General features: G+C 40.4%; 19 protein-coding genes. 1 reads left to right on the top strand and 18 read right to left on the bottom strand.

The window, feature by feature from the left end:
* Positions 1 to 34: 34 nt before the first annotated feature.
* From flhB to H4J63_RS11205, 17 genes are all read right to left on the bottom strand, one after another.
* A complete protein-coding gene (flhB, locus tag H4J63_RS11285; RefSeq protein ID WP_007585806.1) occupies positions 35 to 1,165 on the bottom strand; it encodes a flagellar biosynthesis protein FlhB in 1,131 nt (376 codons plus the stop codon).
* A gap of 9 nt (positions 1,166 to 1,174) precedes the next feature.
* Positions 1,175 to 1,954 carry a flagellar biosynthetic protein FliR gene (gene fliR / locus H4J63_RS11280; RefSeq protein ID WP_182196624.1) on the bottom strand — a complete coding sequence of 260 codons (780 nt, stop codon included), beginning with the start codon at positions 1,952 to 1,954 and terminating at the stop codon, positions 1,175 to 1,177.
* 2 nt (positions 1,955 to 1,956) lie between these two features.
* Positions 1,957 to 2,226 carry a flagellar biosynthesis protein FliQ gene (gene fliQ / locus H4J63_RS11275; protein WP_002959325.1) on the bottom strand — a complete coding sequence of 90 codons (270 nt, stop codon included), beginning with the start codon at positions 2,224 to 2,226 and terminating at the stop codon, positions 1,957 to 1,959.
* Positions 2,227 to 2,266: 40 nt separating this feature from the next.
* The gene (gene fliP / locus H4J63_RS11270) at positions 2,267 to 3,007 is read right to left on the bottom strand and encodes a flagellar type III secretion system pore protein FliP (RefSeq protein WP_007585804.1); all 741 of its coding nucleotides are present in this window, start codon (positions 3,005 to 3,007) and stop codon (positions 2,267 to 2,269) included.
* Between the two features lie 4 nt (positions 3,008 to 3,011).
* Positions 3,012 to 3,395, bottom strand: a complete 384-nt coding sequence (gene fliO, locus H4J63_RS11265; protein ID WP_007377952.1) for a flagellar biosynthetic protein FliO — start codon at positions 3,393 to 3,395, stop codon at positions 3,012 to 3,014.
* Positions 3,392 to 3,790: a flagellar motor switch protein FliN gene (gene fliN, locus H4J63_RS11260; RefSeq protein WP_024599211.1), complete on the bottom strand. Its 399-nt coding sequence runs from the start codon at positions 3,788 to 3,790 to the stop codon at positions 3,392 to 3,394. Before fliN ends, fliO begins: the two co-directional genes overlap by 4 nt.
* 20 nt (positions 3,791 to 3,810) lie before the next feature.
* The gene (gene fliM, locus H4J63_RS11255) at positions 3,811 to 4,902 is read right to left on the bottom strand and encodes a flagellar motor switch protein FliM (protein ID WP_024606211.1); all 1,092 of its coding nucleotides are present in this window, start codon (positions 4,900 to 4,902) and stop codon (positions 3,811 to 3,813) included.
* Between the two features lie 9 nt (positions 4,903 to 4,911).
* A complete protein-coding gene (fliL, locus tag H4J63_RS11250; protein ID WP_024606212.1) occupies positions 4,912 to 5,439 on the bottom strand; it encodes a flagellar basal body-associated protein FliL in 528 nt (175 codons plus the stop codon).
* A gap of 57 nt (positions 5,440 to 5,496) precedes the next feature.
* A complete protein-coding gene (locus tag H4J63_RS11245; RefSeq protein ID WP_165742708.1) occupies positions 5,497 to 7,575 on the bottom strand; it encodes a flagellar hook-length control protein FliK in 2,079 nt (692 codons plus the stop codon).
* Positions 7,576 to 7,664: 89 nt separating this feature from the next.
* Complete coding sequence (gene fliJ / locus H4J63_RS11240) at positions 7,665 to 8,111, bottom strand: flagellar export protein FliJ (RefSeq protein WP_182196621.1); 447 nt, start codon at positions 8,109 to 8,111, stop codon at positions 7,665 to 7,667.
* Positions 8,111 to 9,445 carry a flagellar protein export ATPase FliI gene (gene fliI / locus H4J63_RS11235; protein WP_182196618.1) on the bottom strand — a complete coding sequence of 445 codons (1,335 nt, stop codon included), beginning with the start codon at positions 9,443 to 9,445 and terminating at the stop codon, positions 8,111 to 8,113. The genes fliJ and fliI overlap by 1 nt, the downstream gene beginning before the upstream one ends.
* Before the next feature lie 18 nt (positions 9,446 to 9,463).
* Positions 9,464 to 10,270, bottom strand: a complete 807-nt coding sequence (gene fliH, locus H4J63_RS11230) for a flagellar assembly protein FliH (RefSeq protein WP_165742710.1) — start codon at positions 10,268 to 10,270, stop codon at positions 9,464 to 9,466.
* Between the two features lie 3 nt (positions 10,271 to 10,273).
* Entirely contained in the window at positions 10,274 to 11,314 is a 1,041-nt protein-coding gene (gene fliG / locus H4J63_RS11225) for a flagellar motor switch protein FliG (protein ID WP_165742711.1), read from the bottom strand.
* Entirely contained in the window at positions 11,307 to 13,022 is a 1,716-nt protein-coding gene (fliF, locus tag H4J63_RS11220) for a flagellar basal-body MS-ring/collar protein FliF (protein ID WP_024594884.1), read from the bottom strand. Before fliF ends, fliG begins: the two co-directional genes overlap by 8 nt.
* Before the next feature lie 20 nt (positions 13,023 to 13,042).
* Positions 13,043 to 13,375 carry a flagellar hook-basal body complex protein FliE gene (gene fliE / locus H4J63_RS11215; RefSeq protein ID WP_165742712.1) on the bottom strand — a complete coding sequence of 111 codons (333 nt, stop codon included), beginning with the start codon at positions 13,373 to 13,375 and terminating at the stop codon, positions 13,043 to 13,045.
* A gap of 156 nt (positions 13,376 to 13,531) precedes the next feature.
* Positions 13,532 to 14,998, bottom strand: coding sequence for a sigma-54 dependent transcriptional regulator (locus H4J63_RS11210; protein ID WP_182196615.1), 1,467 nt, complete (start codon positions 14,996 to 14,998; stop codon positions 13,532 to 13,534).
* Positions 14,995 to 16,107: a PAS domain-containing sensor histidine kinase gene (locus tag H4J63_RS11205; RefSeq protein WP_008168789.1), complete on the bottom strand. Its 1,113-nt coding sequence runs from the start codon at positions 16,105 to 16,107 to the stop codon at positions 14,995 to 14,997. The genes H4J63_RS11210 and H4J63_RS11205 overlap by 4 nt, the downstream gene beginning before the upstream one ends.
* A gap of 132 nt (positions 16,108 to 16,239) precedes the next feature.
* Here H4J63_RS11205 and H4J63_RS11200 point away from each other — a divergent pair, with 132 nt between their 5' ends.
* Complete coding sequence (locus tag H4J63_RS11200; RefSeq protein WP_182196612.1) at positions 16,240 to 16,833, top strand: DNA-3-methyladenine glycosylase I; 594 nt, start codon at positions 16,240 to 16,242, stop codon at positions 16,831 to 16,833.
* Positions 16,834 to 17,080: 247 nt separating this feature from the next.
* Here H4J63_RS11200 and H4J63_RS11195 read toward each other — a convergent pair whose 3' ends face one another.
* On the bottom strand, positions 17,081 to 18,064 hold the full coding sequence (locus H4J63_RS11195) for an IS110 family transposase (protein ID WP_182196609.1): 984 nt from the start codon (positions 18,062 to 18,064) through the stop codon (positions 17,081 to 17,083).
* Positions 18,065 to 18,130: the final 66 nt, after the last annotated feature.

Below are 18,130 nucleotides of genomic sequence, written 5' to 3'. Positions count from 1 at the left end.
TGCAATAACTATTCCAAGTTACTAAGTTAACGGTTTAATACTTGTAGGCATCGGGGATTGGGAGCTTGTTATTGAGCTTAGTTGGACGTTTACCGCGCCCTTTATTAAAGCGCTTAAGCTGAAATACATACGCTAAAACTTGCGCTACTGCAGTAAATAGCTGATCGGGTATTTGCTCTCCTACTTCAGCCGTATGATAAAGCGCTCGGGTCAACATGGGGGATTCTAAAATAGGTACTTCATTCCCTATTGCTACTTTTCTAATTTGCATCGCCATTTCATCGATACCCTTAGCAAGCACTATTGGCGCTCCTGCGCGCTCTGTATCGTATTTTAATGCTACTGAGTAGTGAGTTGGGTTGGTAACAATAACATCAGCGTCAGGGACATCTTGCATCATACGGTTTTGCGACATTTGCCTTTGAGTTTGCCTAATACGCGCTTTTATTTGTGGGTCACCTTCAGAGTTTTTATACTCATCTTTAATCTCTTGCATTGTCATTTTAAGTTGTTTGTTATGGTTATAACTTTGAAATGGTGCATCAATAGCCGCAATAATAATTAAAGTGCACGAAAGACCTAAAAACATCCAGCCTAAAATCTCTAAGGCATGGATAATATTACCTGGCGCACTTTCTAAACTTAAATGCAGTATTTCATCAAAATAGGTATTAATTAAAAATATAGCAAAACTTGCAACCAAGCCAAATTTTAAAAGTGACTTTACAAGCTCAATAGCCGCTTGCGGGCCAAACATACGTTTAAAACCTTTCATTGGCGACATTTTACTTGCTTTCGGTGCAGCGGCTTCCCAGCTAAAATTAAAACCACCTAGTAACGTATTACCAATAAATGCAGCCAAAACTATAATTAATACAAACATAGCCATAGGAAACATTAAAGCGTCTGCAACCTCTCCCCATACGGCAAACATTTTAGTAGTATCAAAGGCTTCGTTGCGATTTAAGCTAAGGGTTCGGCCCATTACATTGTATAAACCTTTGCCAATTTCTGGCCCATACATCAAAAGCGATATAGCCGAAAAAATAAGTACAAACATGGTACCTAGCTCTTTTGAGCGCGCTATTTGGCCTTTCTTTTTAGATTCTTCAAGTTTTTTGGATGTGGGTTCTTCTGTTTTTTCTTGTCCTGAGTCTTCAGACATGACTTTCTCCTAAGGTGAGCAACCAACTAAAGTACACATTAGCTCAACCATTTTTAACCATTGAAACTCAAACTGAGTAACAAAGTTACCTAGTGTCGCCCAAATAATAATAAGTCCCGCGACCAAGGTAAACGGAAAACCAATAGAGAAAATATTTAATTGCGGTGCTGCACGCGTCATAATACCAAACGACATATTAATAACGAGCATCGCGGTAAGCGGTGCAAGTGAGAGTACCAGTGCTGTAGTAAACATCCAGCCACCCCAGGTCACTATGTCCCAGTAATGATCTACAGACCACCATGTGCCATCAATGGGTAGCACTTGAAAACTATGCACCACCATTTGAATCATCATTAAATGACCGTTAAAAGCAAAAAATAATAGCGTCGCCAAAATAAGAAAAAACTGGCCCACAGCAGGCACACTCGCACCATTAGAAGGGTCAATAACCGAAGCAAAACCTAAACCGGTTTGCATCGCGAGTATTTGCCCTGCTAACACAAAAGTATTTAGTAAAAGTATAGATGAAAAACCAATAGCAACACCAATCAGCATTTGTTGAATAACGACTAAAATCATCTCAAACGAAAATAAATTAGTGAATGTAGCTGGGGGCAAAACAGGAACTACAACAAAAGTTACAACAACCGATAAACCCATTTTTATACGTGTAGGAACATTTTTAGCCCCCAAACCAGCCATAATCATAATCATTGAGCTAATGCGTACCAGCGGCAACAAAAAATCGCTCAACCATTGAATAACGACAGCAAAGGGGTATTCCACGCTTAACCTGCAATTTCAGGAATAAGTAATACTAGGCGAGTAAAAAAGTCCATTAGCTCTTGAGTAAGCCAATGCCCACCCACAATAAGCGCACTAATGGTAATTAATAAACGAGGTAAAAAGCTCAATGTTTGTTCATTGATAGACGTCGCGGCCTGAAACACAGCTACAACTAAACCAATAATTAAGCCTGGGACTACAATTGCAGACACCAGCTTAATAACTAAAAAAAGAGCGTCACTTAGGATATCAACAAAAATTTCCGGTTCCATGTTGTACTCCTATTGTTGGGTCATGTTAATGCTTTGCATACTAAGTCCCTAAACCAAAGCTTTTGGCTAGAGTCCCCATCACTAAGCTCCAGCCGTCTACAAGTACAAATAACATAATTTTAAACGGTAAAGACACAATCATGGGTGAAAGCATCATCATACCCATCGCCATTAATACCGAGGCGACCACTAAATCAACAATTAAAAATGGGATAAAAAACATAAACCCTATTATAAATGCGGTTTGCAATTCGCTGGTTACAAAGGCGGGTATAAGCACTATTAACGGTGTATCTTGTGGCGAATCTAGCTGATCGTAACCGGCAATTTTAGCAAACGTTTCTAAATCTTTTAAACGCACTTGCGAAAGCATAAATGCTTTCATTGGCTCTTTAGCCAGCTCTAAAGCTTGTACTGAAGTAACCTGCTCATTTAAGTAAGGTTCTATAGCTCGCTCGTTTACCTGCTGATAAATAGGCGACATTATAAAAATACTTAGAAAAAGCGACATCCCTAATAACACTTGGTTCGACGGTGTTTGCTGCAAACCAATTGCTTGGCGCAAAATGGCGAGTACAACAATTATTCGTGTAAAGGAGGTCATCATAATTATGGCAGCCGGTATAAAACTCAGCGCCGTCATAATTGCTAAAACTTGTAACGTTACTGAGTAATCCTGTGTGCCATCAGCGTTTGTTGTAATAGTAAGCGCATCAATTCCTTCTGCGCTTACACTTGGTACAAACACCATGGCAAAAATAATAAGCAGCCACTTTGTCATAGGTTTAATTCTTTTTATTTTGGTTTGATTGCGGGTTTAAAAGTTTACCAAATCGTTTAGCTAATTCAGGTAGTTCTTTTTCACTTAATGGGGTTTCTAACTTGTGTAAGTAATTAATACTATGGGGGGTTACACCAAGTAAATGCTGAGCATTATCTATCTCAACAACCATTAAACGCTCACGAGAACCCAAAGGTAGACTTCTGACTACTTTAAATTCATCGCTGTTTGCTAAATTTGGATTAAGCTTTTTAACAAAAAATGCCAGCACAATAATTAGTACTAGCACCATTACAAGCGACAGCACCATAGAGAGTATATCTCCAGTTGGTGTTGCCACATCTGCTTTTGAAAAAACGGAACTAGTTAAAGCAACTAATAAGCTCATCGTAGTTTTTTGATCCGCTCTACTTGGCTGATCACGTCAGTTAAGCGAATACCAAACTTGTCGTTTACTACAACTACTTCGCCATGAGCTATCAAAGTACCATTAACTAGTACGTCTAGCGGCTCGCCCGCAACACGGTCAAGCTCAACAACAGAGCCTTGGTTGAGTTGCAGTAAGTTACGAATATTAATTTTAGAGCGCCCTACTTCCATTGAAATAGTAACGGGGATATCTAAAATAGTGTCGAGTTTTCGTTTTTCATCGCCACTCATTTCGTGTTTTGAATCACTTAACTCATCAAGCTCTGCAACATGTGCTTCGCTACTATCATCTGGACCTTCGGCTTCTGCTAATGCTGCTGCCCATTCGTCCATTGTATCTTGATCATCGCTCATACTTTTAACCTTTTAATCAATTACCAGTCTAAGTCTACACCGTCAGAGAGGTGTAAATCATCTTCTAGTTCTGCTAATTCTGCATCTGAGTCAATTTTCTTGCCGCCTTTGGTAAATACATGCAGCTCAGATTTAACTGAATCAGGTCGTTTAATTTTTTCACTAATTTGAAGCGCAACATTATCGCGAGAGCGGCCCATCTTGGCTCTAAATGTAGGTAGTTCTTCAACAAACACGGTTATATGCTCAGGCATTTCAACCGGAATAATATCACCTGCTTTTAATTCCATAATTTGCTTTAAGGTCAAATCAACTTCAAGTAACTGAGTCGACATATCAACCTCAACATCCATTATTTCATCGCGAAGTGCTTTGCTCCAACGTAAATCAGTATCTTCAGTATCAGACTGAACACCCGCATCTAAAAGCTCTCGGATTGGCTCAAGCATCGAATACGGAAGTGCAATATGAAAATCGCCACCACCGCCATCAAGCTCAATATGAAAAGAGCTAATAACCACAACCTCTGTTGGACTTACAATATTCGCCATAGCGGGGTTTACTTCTGAATCGAGATATTCAAACGATACATCCATAACCGGAGCCCATGCTTCTTTATAATCTTCAAAGATTATTTTAAGGAGCATTTGCACAATACGACGTTCTGTAGGCGTAAATTCTCGACCTTCAATTTTTGCATGATAACGCCCGTCACCACCAAAAAAGTTATCTACCAAAATAAACACAAGTCGTGCTTCCATGGTAATAAGGCCGGTACCTTTAAGCGGTCTAAAACGCACCATATTTAAGCTGGTTGGAACAAATAGAGTATGGATATACTCACCAAATTTAATCATTTGCACGCCGTTAATAGACACCTCTGCGGTGCGGCGCATCATGTTAAATAGGCTAATTCGCATATGACGAGCAAAGCGTTCATTAACAATTTCCAGTGTCGGCATACGACCACGCACGATCCGATCTTGCGAAGAAAAATCGTACTGAAGCGTACTTCCTCCGCCATCTTCACCGTCGTGTATATCTTCCTCTTCAACGTCATCAACGCCATGTAATAGCGCATCAATTTCGTCTTGGGATAATAAATCGCTCACGCTAACCCCTTATTGCATCACAAAGCCGGTAAACAATACCCGCTCAATAACTTTGCTGCCTTCAACATCAATTAAAGCTTCCTGGACTTTTTCAAGTGCAGAAAAACGAAGTGTTTCTTTACCCGTACTCGTACTTAACTCATCGGCTGTTGTAGTAGAAAACACACTTAATAGAGTACCTTCTATTAATGGAATGTGTTTTTTAGCTGTTTCTTCATTTACTTCACCACGTACTAGTAACTGTACTTTAATTTGCACAATTCTGTCGCGACTTGAGCCAGGTACGTTAAATACAAATGGGCGTGGCATAGAAACATATAAAGCACTGCCTATTTCAGCTGAATCACCAAATCCAGTTGACAGATCTACAGAGATTCCCGCTTCTTCACCTAAGGTTTCGACTGACGCATCCGAGCCCAACATAAAAAAGTAACCTGCAGCACCACCTATTATAAGTAGTACAGCCACTATAATTATTATTAGTTTCTTTTTACTTTTACCGGTTTCTTCAATTTCTAAACTTGCTTCTTCAGCCATCATGATTCCTTTAATTGCAAAGGTACTTGCTTGTTTTAACTATTATAATAGCAGTACTTAGGCATAGTAATCTATTGATGATGAAGTTTGTTGTCGAGAACTTTGTGCAGTGTTATTTGCTTGCTCGTCGTTTTCATCATTAACTGACTTATTATTAGCCAAATTACCTTGAGTTCCAGCTTCACTGTGCTCAGCAGTTTCACCATCAGATTGCCCATAAGAAATAGTGCTTTCACCAAGCTCTAATCCCTGTTGCGCTAACATTTCACGTAAGCGCGGCATTGATTGTTCAAGTGCTTCTTTGGCTTGCTGGTTTTGTACTACAAAGTTTATATGTGCTTGTTCTGCATCGCTACGAATACGTATTTGCATACTGCCCATTTCGGGAGGATCGAGTCGAATTTCTGCTTCTTTATTATTAATGCTCAGCATTGAGCTGACGCGCTCTTGCAATAATTTAGCTGCATCACTTTTAACAATATTAATTGCCTGCATTACGCCAGGATCAATACTTACTTGCTTAACCTGTGACGTGCTTTGTAATTGTTGAGTTTGTATTTGGGTATCAAGTAAGCTCTGCTCGTAACTTAGTGAGTCGTATTGGCTTAATGTGCTCATTTGCTGAGTATTTAAAGCAGCTGTAATTTGCGTAAATACTTGTGCTACGCGTGCAGGTGTTTGTTCTGCAGTTATTTTTTTAAGGCCATCTTTTTGCATCAACTCAGATGACTTTGTGGCGTTTTCATCCTTTATAGAAGCTGTGGCAGCCTTACTTGGTTCAACATTTTCACTTGTCGATATTTTTGAGCTGACTTTTTGCGAGTCATTTACAGCGCTCTGAGTAACTGGCGCTACAAACATTTTTGAATCTGATTTTGCTGTATCGGCCAAACCTATTTCAATTGAAGCCTTTAACTCATTAACTGTTTGCTTAAGCACTGACAGCTGCTCGCCTTTTGGCTGTTCAGCTTTAATATAAGCGTTTAATTGTGTTAACAAGCTTTGTTTTTCAGTGATATTAAGCGTATCAATCTCAGAACTAAAAGACTGTTTAGCTACGCTACCCTGTGCTTCTTCATTATCAGTAATAAATTGCGCAAGCATTTGTTTAAGGTTGGCAGTGCGATTAGTAGTCGAGCTATTAGTCGAGTCGGTATTGTCTAATGTCTTAATTTGCGCATTAAGTTGCGAGCGCTGCTCAGGCGTTAAACTAGCAATGACGTTATTAGCTTTAATTAAGCTCGTATCCTTAGTCATTAAAGTATCTATTGCAGCACTTTTTTCACTTTCAGATGTTTGTGGAGTTGCTGGCGTAGGCACTGGTATTGGCAACACTATATTTTTTGAGCTTTTATCAACGGGTTTGCCTTGAGCTAATTGCTCCTTTAAATCCATTGAAACTAATTTAGCATCATTAACTATAGGGCCAATACTGTCATCAGGCTTTTTATTTATAGGATTTAATGGCTGTTCAATACCTTCGGCAACACCACTTTTATGATTTTTGCCTTCATTTAATGGTAACGAATTTAAAGGTAGTGAGCTTAAGTTATCGCTTTTTGAATCAGTTAATTTAGCCGCTTTAGAGTCTACACTAGTGGCAATCGGATTTTGCACTACACTCGCTTCTTCAGTCGATACTTCAGTCGATACTTCACTGCTTGTATTAGCAGATGCAATTCCTGGTGTGCTTTTTAATTCTGTATTTTCTATTTCTGTGTTTTCTATTTCGGTATTCTCTACCTGTGTAGCTTCTAGCTCTGCATTTTCTGATTCTAAACTGTTAGTTGTATCGAACGGCTTATTGACCGAGGTGCTCATTGCTTGTGCTGAATTAATTTGATCAAGCATCTCAACAGACACAAAAGTAACTTCGCCCGTTGCTATTTCATCTAGCTTTACGCTCAGATTTTCATTTTTTTCTGGCTGTTTATGCTTTGGAATAGCAATCGAATTTTCGGCATCGGGATTTATATTGCCTTTAAGCAAAGGCCCCATAGAGTTATGCGCTTCGTTTAGCTGGCTTAAAAATTCCTCGCCTAAATTTCCTTCGCCATTAGCTAAGCTATTGTCTTTAAAAGCTAACAGTGAATCTTTTTCAGAAGAAACTAAAAACGAAATGTTATTCATCGCCATAAATCACCTAATACCATTACGGCAATATGCCACCGCATACCGCCAAAAGTTGAATTCCACTAAGTAACAAAGCAATTAACGTGCCTGAATTACAAAGCTTTACGACGTTGAAAAAACTGATTAGCCGAAAATTCATCTAACATTTTTTGCTCATTTTTTGCCATTAACGCATTTGCTTTGAGTTTTTGATTTTCGATTAATTTGGCAACTGCTTTAGCTTTAATTTGCTGCTTAAGCCATAGAATTTTACGTTGAGTAACAACTTGCTTAGCGGTATTTACGGTACTTGCTTGTTGGCGAATTGCCTCTTCAATTTTAGCTATAAAAGCATGGTACTGACCAAACCCTGCACTAGATAAACCCGACTTACCTTTTAGGTGTAACTGCTGAGAGTATTCCAGTCTAAAATTGTTTAAACCTTGTAGCTTTTGTTGATTCGATTGCAAGTTTTGATTAGCTTGTAAGTAACTCATGCGCAAATTTTCTTCTTTATCATTTTCAATTTTGAGCAATAAATCGAGTTTGTTTTTAGCCATTATGCTTGTCCTAGTAACTGAGCAAGACCTTGCAGACCATCATCGTAACTAATGACATCTCGCATACCTTGTTGTAAAAATGCATTCACTCTTGGCATCATATTTATAGCTTGGTCGAGCATTTGATCGGTCCCTTTTTGATAAGCGCCTAACGTAATCATGTCTTTGTTTTGTTGGTACATTGAATACACTTGTTTAAGCACTCGGGCTTGTTGCATATGCGGCTCAGAAACAACTTGAGGCATAACACGCGAAATCGACTTTTCAATATCTATAGCGGGATAGTGCCCGCTGTCGGCTAAATCACGCGATAGTACAATGTGGCCATCTAATATAGCTCGCGCTGCATCAGCAATAGGGTCTTGCATATCATCGCCTTCACTCAACACCGTAAAAAAGGCGGTAATTGAACCTTGCCCTTCACCGCCATTACCAGCACGTTCCACCAGCGCAGGTAATTTAGCAAACACCGAAGGCGGATAACCCTTTGTAGCAGGCGGCTCGCCTACAGCAAGTGCAATTTCACGTTGCGCCATTGCATAACGCGTTACCGAATCGAGTAACAATAATACGTTTAAACCCTGATCTCTAAAATACTCTGCAATAGTTACGGCGCTCTCACAGCCTTTTAAACGCATAAGCGGTGATGAATCAGCGGGCGCTGCGACAACAACTGAACGTTTGCGCCCCTCTACACCGAGTATTTCTTCAATAAATTCTTTTACTTCGCGACCACGCTCCCCCACTAAGCCAACAACAATTACATCAGCTTCGCTACCTCGGGTCATCATACCGAGAAGTACTGATTTACCCACACCAGAGCCTGCAAACAAGCCCATACGCTGGCCTTGCCCTACTGTGATAACCGAGTTAATAGCACGCACACCTACATCCATAGGCTTAGTGATTGGTCTTCTTGAAAGCGGGTTTATAGTATTTTGAGCAAACTTTAAATGATGCTCAGCATTAATTTTACCAAGGCCATCTAGCGGTCGCCCTAAACCATCCACCACGCGGCCTAATAAACTCATCCCTACAGGTAAACCTAAATTATTTACTTGAGGAATAACACGCGCACCAGGTAATACACCAGAGATGTGGTCGTTAGGCATTAAGTACAAAATTTGATCGTTAAAACCGACTATTTCGGCGTCTACAAAGCCGTTCATAGTTTCTATTTTACATTGGCTACCAACGGGTGCACGTAAACCTCTAGCCTCAAGGGTAAGGCCAACAACACGCGTTAAAATACCTGCCACAGCAGGCGCTGGAGTTTTAATATGTTGTTGATATTGAGATAAGCGTTCGCTTAAATGAGCACGTTGAGTTGACATAACACGCCAATAAAATAGTTAGATACCACTATTATGCAAAAAACTATCCAACGTTTCTTTGACACGTGTTTTAAGGGTCATGTCGAGTGACGATTGCGCTGTTTTAACTTCACAGCCACCGCGTTCAAGAGTGGGTTCTGCCATTAATTGCCAGTTATTATCAATAATGGTTTGTTCGCCATAGCTCTCTTTTATGAGTTCTAAGTCTTCGGGGTTTAAATGGATTCGTACTTTTTCTTGCTCCGCATTAAGTGAATCAATACTTTGCTTTAACGTATGTAAAATCGCATCTGGCGATGTTTTTACTTCTTGATAAATAACAGCTTCCGCTAACATGCTAGCAAGTTGTACTAATTGCTTCTCAGCTTGTTCGTCCACTTTATCTAGCGGTGCAGTTAGCCCCTCTAAAATGGCTTTTAAACTTGTTAACTGCTCTTCAATTAATGGTTTTACATCTTCAAGGCCTTGTGTTTTACCTTGCTCTAACCCTTCTTTGTAACCTGCTTCTTTACCTTCGCCAACGCCTTTTTCAAAGCCGTCTATGTAGCCTTGCTCATGACCTTGCTTGAGGCCTTCTTCGTAGGCGTCTTGCCTAATGCGTTCAAGCTCAACCATAGTAAGCGCAGGCAATTCTGGTTCTTGTGGCTCATCAATTGGCATTTCTTCAGCTAATTCTTTTTTATACAGATCACTAAGCGGTGTGCCGTAAGCCGTAGAGCGATTGCCAAAGCTGCTCTCATCTGGTGCTACATCTGGAATAGCCCAGTTTTTTAATAATTCATCTGCTTCATCAGCCCGAAGTGTGCGCCCTTTGAGTTTGCTCATGGCTTACAAGAACTCCTCGCCACCGCCGCCGCCCAGCTGAATTTCACCTGAGTCAGATAAACGACGCGCTGTTGATAAAATCTCTTTTTGCGCCGCTTCTACTTCACTTATACGGACAGGTGCCATAGCTTCTAAATCATCAGCAAGCATTTCGGCTGCACGCTTAGACATATTGCCCAGTATTTTATCTTTAAGGGCATCGTCGGTGCCTTTAATTGCTTTCATTAATACGTCTTGTTGTACTTCTCGCAGGATTGCTTGAATACCACGGTCTTCAACATCCATTAAGTTTTCAAACACAAACATTAAGTCTTGAATTTGCTGCGACATCTCTTCGTCATGCTCACGAATAGAGTCCATTAACTGCCCTTCTACATTGGTATCTAGGTAATTTAAAATATCTGCTGCAGCCTTCAAACCACCCATTTTAGCAGCTTGTGCACCTGCTTGGCCGGCAAATTGTTTTTCCATTATTTCGTTTAGTTCTTGTAGTGCTGCTGGCTGAACCTCTTCAAGGTTTGCAATCCGCATGGTTAAATCTAAGCGTACTTTTTCAGGAAACTGAGAAATAATTTCAGCTGACTGTTCTGGCTCTAAATATGATAATACAATGGTTTGAATTTGCGGATGCTCATTGCGAATAATACTAGCGACTTGCTTAGAGTCCATCCATTTTAATGAATCCAAGCCTTTAGCGCCTGAGCCCATAACAATTTGGTCAATAAGGCTAGCGGCTTTGTCTTCACCAAGTGCTGCTGTAAGCGCTTTTTTAATGAAGTCTTCTGACTGAAAACCAATGGTACTAAAGCTTTGAATTTGCTCTATAAATAAGTTGTGTACAGCGCTTATTTTAGCTTGTGATAAGTCCTGTAGCCCAGCCATCGCCATACCCACTTTTTGCACCTGCTTAGGCTCTAAGTGTTTAAGGATTTGCGCGGCATCTTCTTCTGATAAACTCAAAAGTAATATAGCGGCTTTATCTACCCCATCAAGCTTATCTACATCAAAGGCTGGCGGGAGTTGTTTTTGTTCTTGATCAGTCATCTTCTGTTAACCACGCTTTCACTACTTGTGATGATAGTTCTGGTTCGTTAGCTACAAGGGCACGGATTGCTTTAAGTAAATCTTCGTCGCCATGTAAATCTGGTAACTGCAGTGTACCATCACTTGAGAAACCAACCGAAGCAGAATCAAAGTCTTTATTTAGCATATCAAGCGTGTTGTCGCCAATATCTACGCCTGAGCTTAGTGCATCTTCGTCGTATTCTTCTAGTGTATCGTCTGGGTAAATTAAGCGTTTAAGCATTGGTTTTACTACAGCCATTATCAATACAATGATAACTAAGGCGCCTAGTACAAGGCGGGCTATTTTCATAAACCAGTCTTGCTCCCACAGTGGCACTTCTATTGCTAAATTTGTTGCTTCACGTACAAACGGCACGGTAACTACTTCAAGTGCATCACCACGTTGCATATCAAAGCCCACACCGCCTTGTAGTAAGCGACGAATATTTGACAATGCTTCAACCGAGCGTGGAGCCATGGTTGTTTCGCCGTTTTCTCCCACTTTAGGAATATAGTCAACAGCAACTGATACGCTTATTCTGCGTATAACACCACTTTGTTGGCGCTTGTGCGAAATGGTTGTATCGAGTTCATAATTACGTGTAGCTTCTTTGTGGCTGCGTGTTGGAGACGTAGCAGTGCCTGCACCACCTTGCCCAGCAACCTCAGGAATATTTGAATTTAGCGGTGGCTGATTTGTAAGCGCACCTGGAATACCAACAGCTAGGCCGCCAATGTTATTTTCTTCAAATGTGGTTTCGCTTCTAACCGCTGGTAGGTCTGGGTTATAACGCTTTTGAGTTTCCTCAATCGAGCTGAAATCCATACTCAAATCAACTTGAGCTGTATAGTTTGCAAGCCCAACAACCGGTATTAAAATACTGTCTATTTTTTCAAGGTACTCTTGTTCGCGCTTACGCTCTAAATCGTATTCTTTACGAGAGCGTGCTGCTAGTGAGCTTTGCGAACCTGAATTTAATAATCGACCATTTTGATCGGTAACTGTAACACGTGCAGGCTCTAAGCCTTGTACTGCTGAGGCAATCATATCGACAACAGAGTCTACTTCTTCACGGTCAAGTGAGCGCCCACGTTTAAGTGTTAATACAACGGTAGCTGATGGTTTTTTCTCTCTGCGGGCAAATACGTTTTCTTTAGGAATAGCTAATAATACTTTGGCGCGAGTAATGTTGTTAAGCTCTTCAATTGTGCGTGCTAATTGCTGTTCACGACCATGTTTTAGGCGCTCACGCTCCAAGCGTTGGCTTACACCAAAGCCCATATCTTGCATAATAATGTCAGAGCCTGATGCTGGACCTTGCTCTAACCCTTCACGGGTCATTAGTAGCTTAATGTTTTGGTATTCACTTTCATCAACCGATACAACATTGCCATCGAGTTGATATTCAATTTTTTGTGCATCTAAAAAGTCTAATGTTTGAATAAGCTCTTCAGTTTGCATTTTGCCTAACGGCCGCATATCTGGCTGACGAGCCCAAATAATAATGAAAATCGCGATAGCCAAACAAATCGCTAATGCTATTACCAGTGTTACTTGGCGCAATACATCAACACCACTTAAAGCACTTAAGTAGCCTGACTTTTGTTCTTGTTGATCATCACCACCACTTTGGTCGATACCGCCGCCAGCAAGTGCTAGGTCTGTAGATTGGTTAGATTGCGCCACAATAATTCTCCACTACCTAATTAAACAGGCATGTTCATGATTTCTTTATAAGCTTCAACAAGTTTATTACGAACCTGTACTGTAGCCTCAAAAGCAACTGACGATTTTTGAGAAGCAATCATCGCCTCAGCAAGAGATACACTTCGATCACCCATTTCAACCGCTTTTACTTTTTGACCTGCATCTTGCTGTAGACCGTGCACTGTATTTAGTGCATCACTTAGCATGTCGCCAAATTGTGCTGTAGAAGTAGACTGCACCTGAGTTGGCAGTTTATTAGTTTGATTATTACGGCCGGCTTCTAAAGCCATTGATTGCATTTCTTGAAATACAGCACTGTTTTGAATTTTCATAATTTATCTCTGACACGCAGTGAACTCTTATAAGTAATAAAGCACAAAGCATGCCAAATAATTAATCACTAAAATACAATAGGTTAACTTTAATTTGTGTGAGTCAGAGTTTTGACAACCCTAAGTTCGCAGCGCAAACTTAGGGTTTATAGGAGGTTAAGCTGGAAGTGAAATACCTAAATCGCGCATTTGCGCTAGTTTATAACGTAAAGTTCGTGGGCTTATGCCCAACGTTTCGGCAACGTCTTTACGCTTACCTTGGCAACGTGCAAGGGTTTCTAAAATAATGCGATGCTCTTTGTCTTTAAGCTCATCTTTATAGCTACCGGTATCTGCCGCTAGCAAACCTTGTTTAGGCTCATCCTCAGCATGCGACTTTTCATCATAATATGCAGAGCTTAAAGTGCTTTTATCAACACCTTTGTCTGCATGTGCTAATTCTGTTGGCGATACGGTTTGCGCCGGTGCCAATGAAGGCTCCATAACAAAGTTATTAGATACTAAGTTTTCGATAAAAATAGCATGCTCGTTTATTGTATCGCCACTTCGCAATATAAGTGCACGCTGTATAACGTTATCAAGCTCGCGCACATTACCAGGCCACGCATGAGCCAGTAACTTTTGCTCGGCAGCTTTATCTAAATACGCCATAGGCTCTTTGCTTTTACTTATATGGCGCTCAATTAAATGCTTAGCCAATACAATAATATCGCCTGGGCGTTGGCACAATGGTCGCCACATAAGTGGAAAAACATTAAGCCTGTAATATAAATCTTCTCTAAACTGATTATCTACTACAGCTTCTTTTAAATCACGATTACTGGTTGCCAAAATACGTACATCGAGCTGAATAGTTTTACGCCCCCCTAAACGCTCTACTTCACGTTCTTGCAGTACGCGTAAAAGTTTAGCTTGTAGCCCTAAATCCATTTCAGTAATTTCATCAAGTAAAATAGTACCGCCTTGTGCTTGCTCAAACTTACCCGGACATGCTTGAATCGCCCCCGTAAAAGCCCCTTTTTCGTAACCAAATAACGTGGCTTCGAGCATATTTTCAGGAATAGCCGCGCAGTTAATCGCCACAAATGGCTCATTACATCGGCTCGACTTATCATGAATATAACGCGCAAGTACTTCCTTACCTGAACCACTTGGGCCAAGTACCATTACACTTGCATCAGAGCGTGCTACTTTACTTGCAAGCTCCAATAATTGAATACTAGTTGGGTCAGCAACAACGGGGCCGTCGGTTTCTTTTGCTTTTTCAGGCAAATAACGGCTCACCATATTTAACAGCACTTCAGGTGCAAATGGTTTTGCCATGTAGTCAATTGCACCTAGGCGCATGGCCTCTACCGCATCGTCAATTGTGGCATACGCCGTCATCATCAATACAGGTAAATCAGGGTGGTTTAATTTAATACTGCGTAGTAAATCAAGTCCACTCATTGCGCCCATTTGCACGTCGCTTACAACAAGCGAAAATTGATCTTTTTTAAGCAATATCATTGCTTGCTCAGCACTGTTCGCTGCAACACATTCAATACCCGACATTTCAAGGGTATCTATTAAGGCTTCACGAAGCCCAGCGTCATCTTCGACAACTAAAATAGTGTTACTCATAATGAACCCTCTAATTTAGATGTTGCCTTAATAGGCAGTAACAAGCTAAAGCAGGCACCACCATGCGTATTATTAGTCACATCAACACGGCCTTGGTGTGCACTAGCCACCGAACTCACTACAGCAAGCCCTAAACCTGTGCCCTGACTTTTTGTAGTAAAAAATGGTTCAAAGATTTTATCGCTTTGGCTTAAATCAACACCTGGGCCATTGTCGCTCACACTAATACGAACCATATCTAAATCTTTTAAATCTCTTTGTGCGCTAATTTTTACTTTTGCACCGCCGCCAATAACTTGAATACTATTGTGCACAAGATTTTGAATAGCACTGGCCAGTGCCGTTTTATTACCGACTATTTGTATATCGGGTTCTGGTAAGCTTACATCCAGTTCACTTTCATTAAGTGCGACCATAGCATCAGCGCCTGCTTTAACTTCTGTTAAAAGCTGCTGCATTGAAACTTGCTCAACCACTTGCTGATCGCCACTTTTAGCAAATAACAGCATGTCGTTTACTTGAGTTTCTAAATCTTTTAAGCGCGACATTAACTTTGTTTGAAAGTTATCGCGAGATGCTTCGGGTAAGCGCTTAGACCCTAAATTAGCAGCATAAAGCATAGCGGCTGAGAGCGGCGTACGGACTTGATGCGCTAATGACGCAACCATTTTACCCAGCGCGCTTAATCGCTGCATATGTGCAACACGTTTCTGTAAGCGGCGGGTTTCGGTTAAATCCGTCATTAATATAAGTTGCCCAGGCTCTGGGGCTAAAGCGGTAATATCAAGTTTTATTAAGCGCCCATCTTTTAAAGACACTTCGTGACCATCATCTTGATGCGGCCTAAAAGAGCGCTGAATAACATTAAACCAGCGTTCGCCTTCAAGTGGCTCGCCAAGCATATCAATCGCTATTTGATTCGCTTTTGCAATCAAGCCTTTGCCATCTAGTACAACCACGCCTGCTGGCATGGTATCAACCAAATGTGAAAGCCAACTTGCTTGCTTGCGCAGATCGCTTAATTCACCAATGTACTCCTCTTGAAGTAAACATGGGTTATACTGATTTGCAGAAAAAAACTGTGGTTTTAGCACGCTAGCAAGAGCCATAATCAAATCTCGAATTGATGTAGATATATGTCTAAATGCACGATTTATACCAAAATTTATTTACATACTTATCATTAAGTTACATCAATAATTTGAGCGACATAAAAATGACGCACGCAAAAAGGAATAATAATGAGTGAGCAAATAAAGTGCCGTTGCCCGTGGCTCGACACCACTAAACCCGACTACGTTATTTACCATGATGAAGAATGGGGCGTGCCTCTTTATGATGATACAAAGCTGTTTGAATTTATCACGCTAGAATCAGCGCAAGCCGGCTTAAGCTGGTACACAATTTTAAAAAAGCGCAGCGGTTATAAAAAAGCATTTGCTAATTTTGATGTAAAAAAGGTAGCCCAATTCACACAAGATGACGTTGAGAGACTAATGCTTGATGAGGGTATTGTGCGCAATCGCTTAAAAATTTCGGCAACTGTTAACAACGCAAAGCGCTTTATAGAAATCCAAAAAGAATTTGGAAGTTTTAGTAACTACCAATGGCAGTTTGTGGGTAATAAGCCGATTATAAGTAATTTAAATAACGCTGAGGACTACCCAGCAATTACAGAGGGATCAACCGCATTTGCTAAAGACTTAAAAAAACGGGGTTTTAAGTTTTTAGGCCCTACAACGGTTTACGCTCATATGCAGGCCTGCGGTATGGTTAACGATCACAGTAATGATTGTTTTAGAAAAGAAGAAATTATTAAGACTTTTAGTGGGTAAGTGATTTATAACCACAAAAGTAATTTGTTCACAAAGAGGTTAAGAGACGCTGTGCTTTAGAGAAGTAACGCGTAGGTTGACTATGGCTTCTCATTTACCCTCGTTTTTTCTCTTTGTGAAATAACGTTTTAATTAAATGATTAAAAGCTACGCTTTTCACGCGAGCAAGCTCAGCGTCTACCGCCAAGGTTTAAGTTTGTGTTTATCTTGTAGATACCATCTCTCATTTTAAGCTTCAAGGTCGTATTTAACTTTCTTGGAGCTTAAACGCTTCCTGGTTTTTTATTACACCAAAACATATATGAATTAGCTTTCGCATATTTGCACACACAGCTTGCATTGGTGTTTTACCATTATTTATTAACGTTAACTTGTGTCGTTTTATTGTTTTATTCCATTGCCCAGCAACAACGGCTGCCATATAAAGTTTACATCGAATTCTGGCTGGGCCAAGTTTACTGATTGATGTTCGCCCTTTTAATTTACCCGATTCATTATGCCGTGGGATTAATCCACAATAAGCCGCCGCTTCTTTGGCTTTATTGAATTTTTTAGCCGCAAATAAATACGTCAGCTCTCTCGATAGTACGGGCCCAATGCCAGAAATAGACTCAAGTAGTTTCCTGTTTCTTTTTAAATCAGGTTCATTATCTATGTGGTTATCAATGTCAGATTTAAGCTGTTTAATTTCATCGTCTAAAAACGCGATAGTCACTTTTATCGATTGGCAAACACGCGCGGAAACGTTGCTGAATTCACTTGCTTCTAATCGGTTAGCTTCTCGTTGTCGGTTACTCTCAAGCGCATCTAAACGACGAATAAGGGCTTTAAGCTCTCTAATTGCTAATGCTTCAGGTTGCCAATAATTAACGACTGCGTGCTTAGCACAGCCATAATGAGCAAGCATCGTTGCATCAGATTTGTCTGTTTTGTGAATTATGTTTAAAGCGTCTGCATACTTTTTAGCTTTACTGGGATTCGCTAAAATAATATTAAAGCCTTGCTCGTGTAAAAAATACATCAGCGCTTCATGATAAACACCCGTTGGTTCGAGGGTGATAACGAGCTCATTAGCAGCGCTTTTTGTTGTATTTAAAAGCCATTTTTCTATTGTTACAAAATCTTGGCGCTTGTTTTTAAAGACTTTTGTTTTAATTTTATTTGTAAGTTGGTCTCTCAACCACGATAAATCAATCTTCTCTTTACTAATATCAATGCCGATAAACATCATCTCTACTTACTCCCCTTGTACATACAGCATCTACTTAAATAAAAGCGTGCTTGGATACCATTCAGT

This window comes from Pseudoalteromonas sp. 5Ae-yellow, from assembly GCF_014077565.1.
In the GTDB taxonomy this organism is placed as follows: domain Bacteria; phylum Pseudomonadota; class Gammaproteobacteria; order Enterobacterales; family Alteromonadaceae; genus Pseudoalteromonas.
This window is presented reverse-complemented; position numbering and strand designations above follow the sequence as displayed.

Excerpts from the sequence above, each read along its gene's own strand:
- flhB (WP_007585806.1), bottom strand. The coding sequence starts at position 1,165 with ATGTCTGAAGACTCAGGACAAGAAAAAACAGAAGAACCCACATCCAAA.
- fliQ (WP_002959325.1), bottom strand. The coding sequence starts at position 2,226 with ATGGAACCGGAAATTTTTGTTGATATCCTAAGTGACGCTCTTTTTTTA.
- fliP (WP_007585804.1), bottom strand. The coding sequence starts at position 3,007 with ATGACAAAGTGGCTGCTTATTATTTTTGCCATGGTGTTTGTACCAAGT.
- fliO (WP_007377952.1), bottom strand. The coding sequence starts at position 3,395 with ATGAGCTTATTAGTTGCTTTAACTAGTTCCGTTTTTTCAAAAGCAGAT.
- fliN (WP_024599211.1), bottom strand. The coding sequence starts at position 3,790 with ATGAGCGATGATCAAGATACAATGGACGAATGGGCAGCAGCATTAGCA.
- fliL (WP_024606212.1), bottom strand. The coding sequence starts at position 5,439 with ATGGCTGAAGAAGCAAGTTTAGAAATTGAAGAAACCGGTAAAAGTAAA.
- H4J63_RS11245 (WP_165742708.1), bottom strand. The coding sequence starts at position 7,575 with ATGGCGATGAATAACATTTCGTTTTTAGTTTCTTCTGAAAAAGATTCA.
- fliJ (WP_182196621.1), bottom strand. The coding sequence starts at position 8,111 with ATGGCTAAAAACAAACTCGATTTATTGCTCAAAATTGAAAATGATAAA.
- fliI (WP_182196618.1), bottom strand. The coding sequence starts at position 9,445 with ATGTCAACTCAACGTGCTCATTTAAGCGAACGCTTATCTCAATATCAA.
- fliH (WP_165742710.1), bottom strand. The coding sequence starts at position 10,270 with ATGAGCAAACTCAAAGGGCGCACACTTCGGGCTGATGAAGCAGATGAA.
- fliG (WP_165742711.1), bottom strand. The coding sequence starts at position 11,314 with ATGACTGATCAAGAACAAAAACAACTCCCGCCAGCCTTTGATGTAGAT.
- fliE (WP_165742712.1), bottom strand. The coding sequence starts at position 13,375 with ATGAAAATTCAAAACAGTGCTGTATTTCAAGAAATGCAATCAATGGCT.
- H4J63_RS11210 (WP_182196615.1), bottom strand. The coding sequence starts at position 14,998 with ATGAGTAACACTATTTTAGTTGTCGAAGATGACGCTGGGCTTCGTGAA.
- H4J63_RS11205 (WP_008168789.1), bottom strand. The coding sequence starts at position 16,107 with ATGGCTCTTGCTAGCGTGCTAAAACCACAGTTTTTTTCTGCAAATCAG.
- H4J63_RS11200 (WP_182196612.1), top strand. The coding sequence starts at position 16,240 with ATGAGTGAGCAAATAAAGTGCCGTTGCCCGTGGCTCGACACCACTAAA.
- H4J63_RS11195 (WP_182196609.1), bottom strand. The coding sequence starts at position 18,064 with ATGATGTTTATCGGCATTGATATTAGTAAAGAGAAGATTGATTTATCG.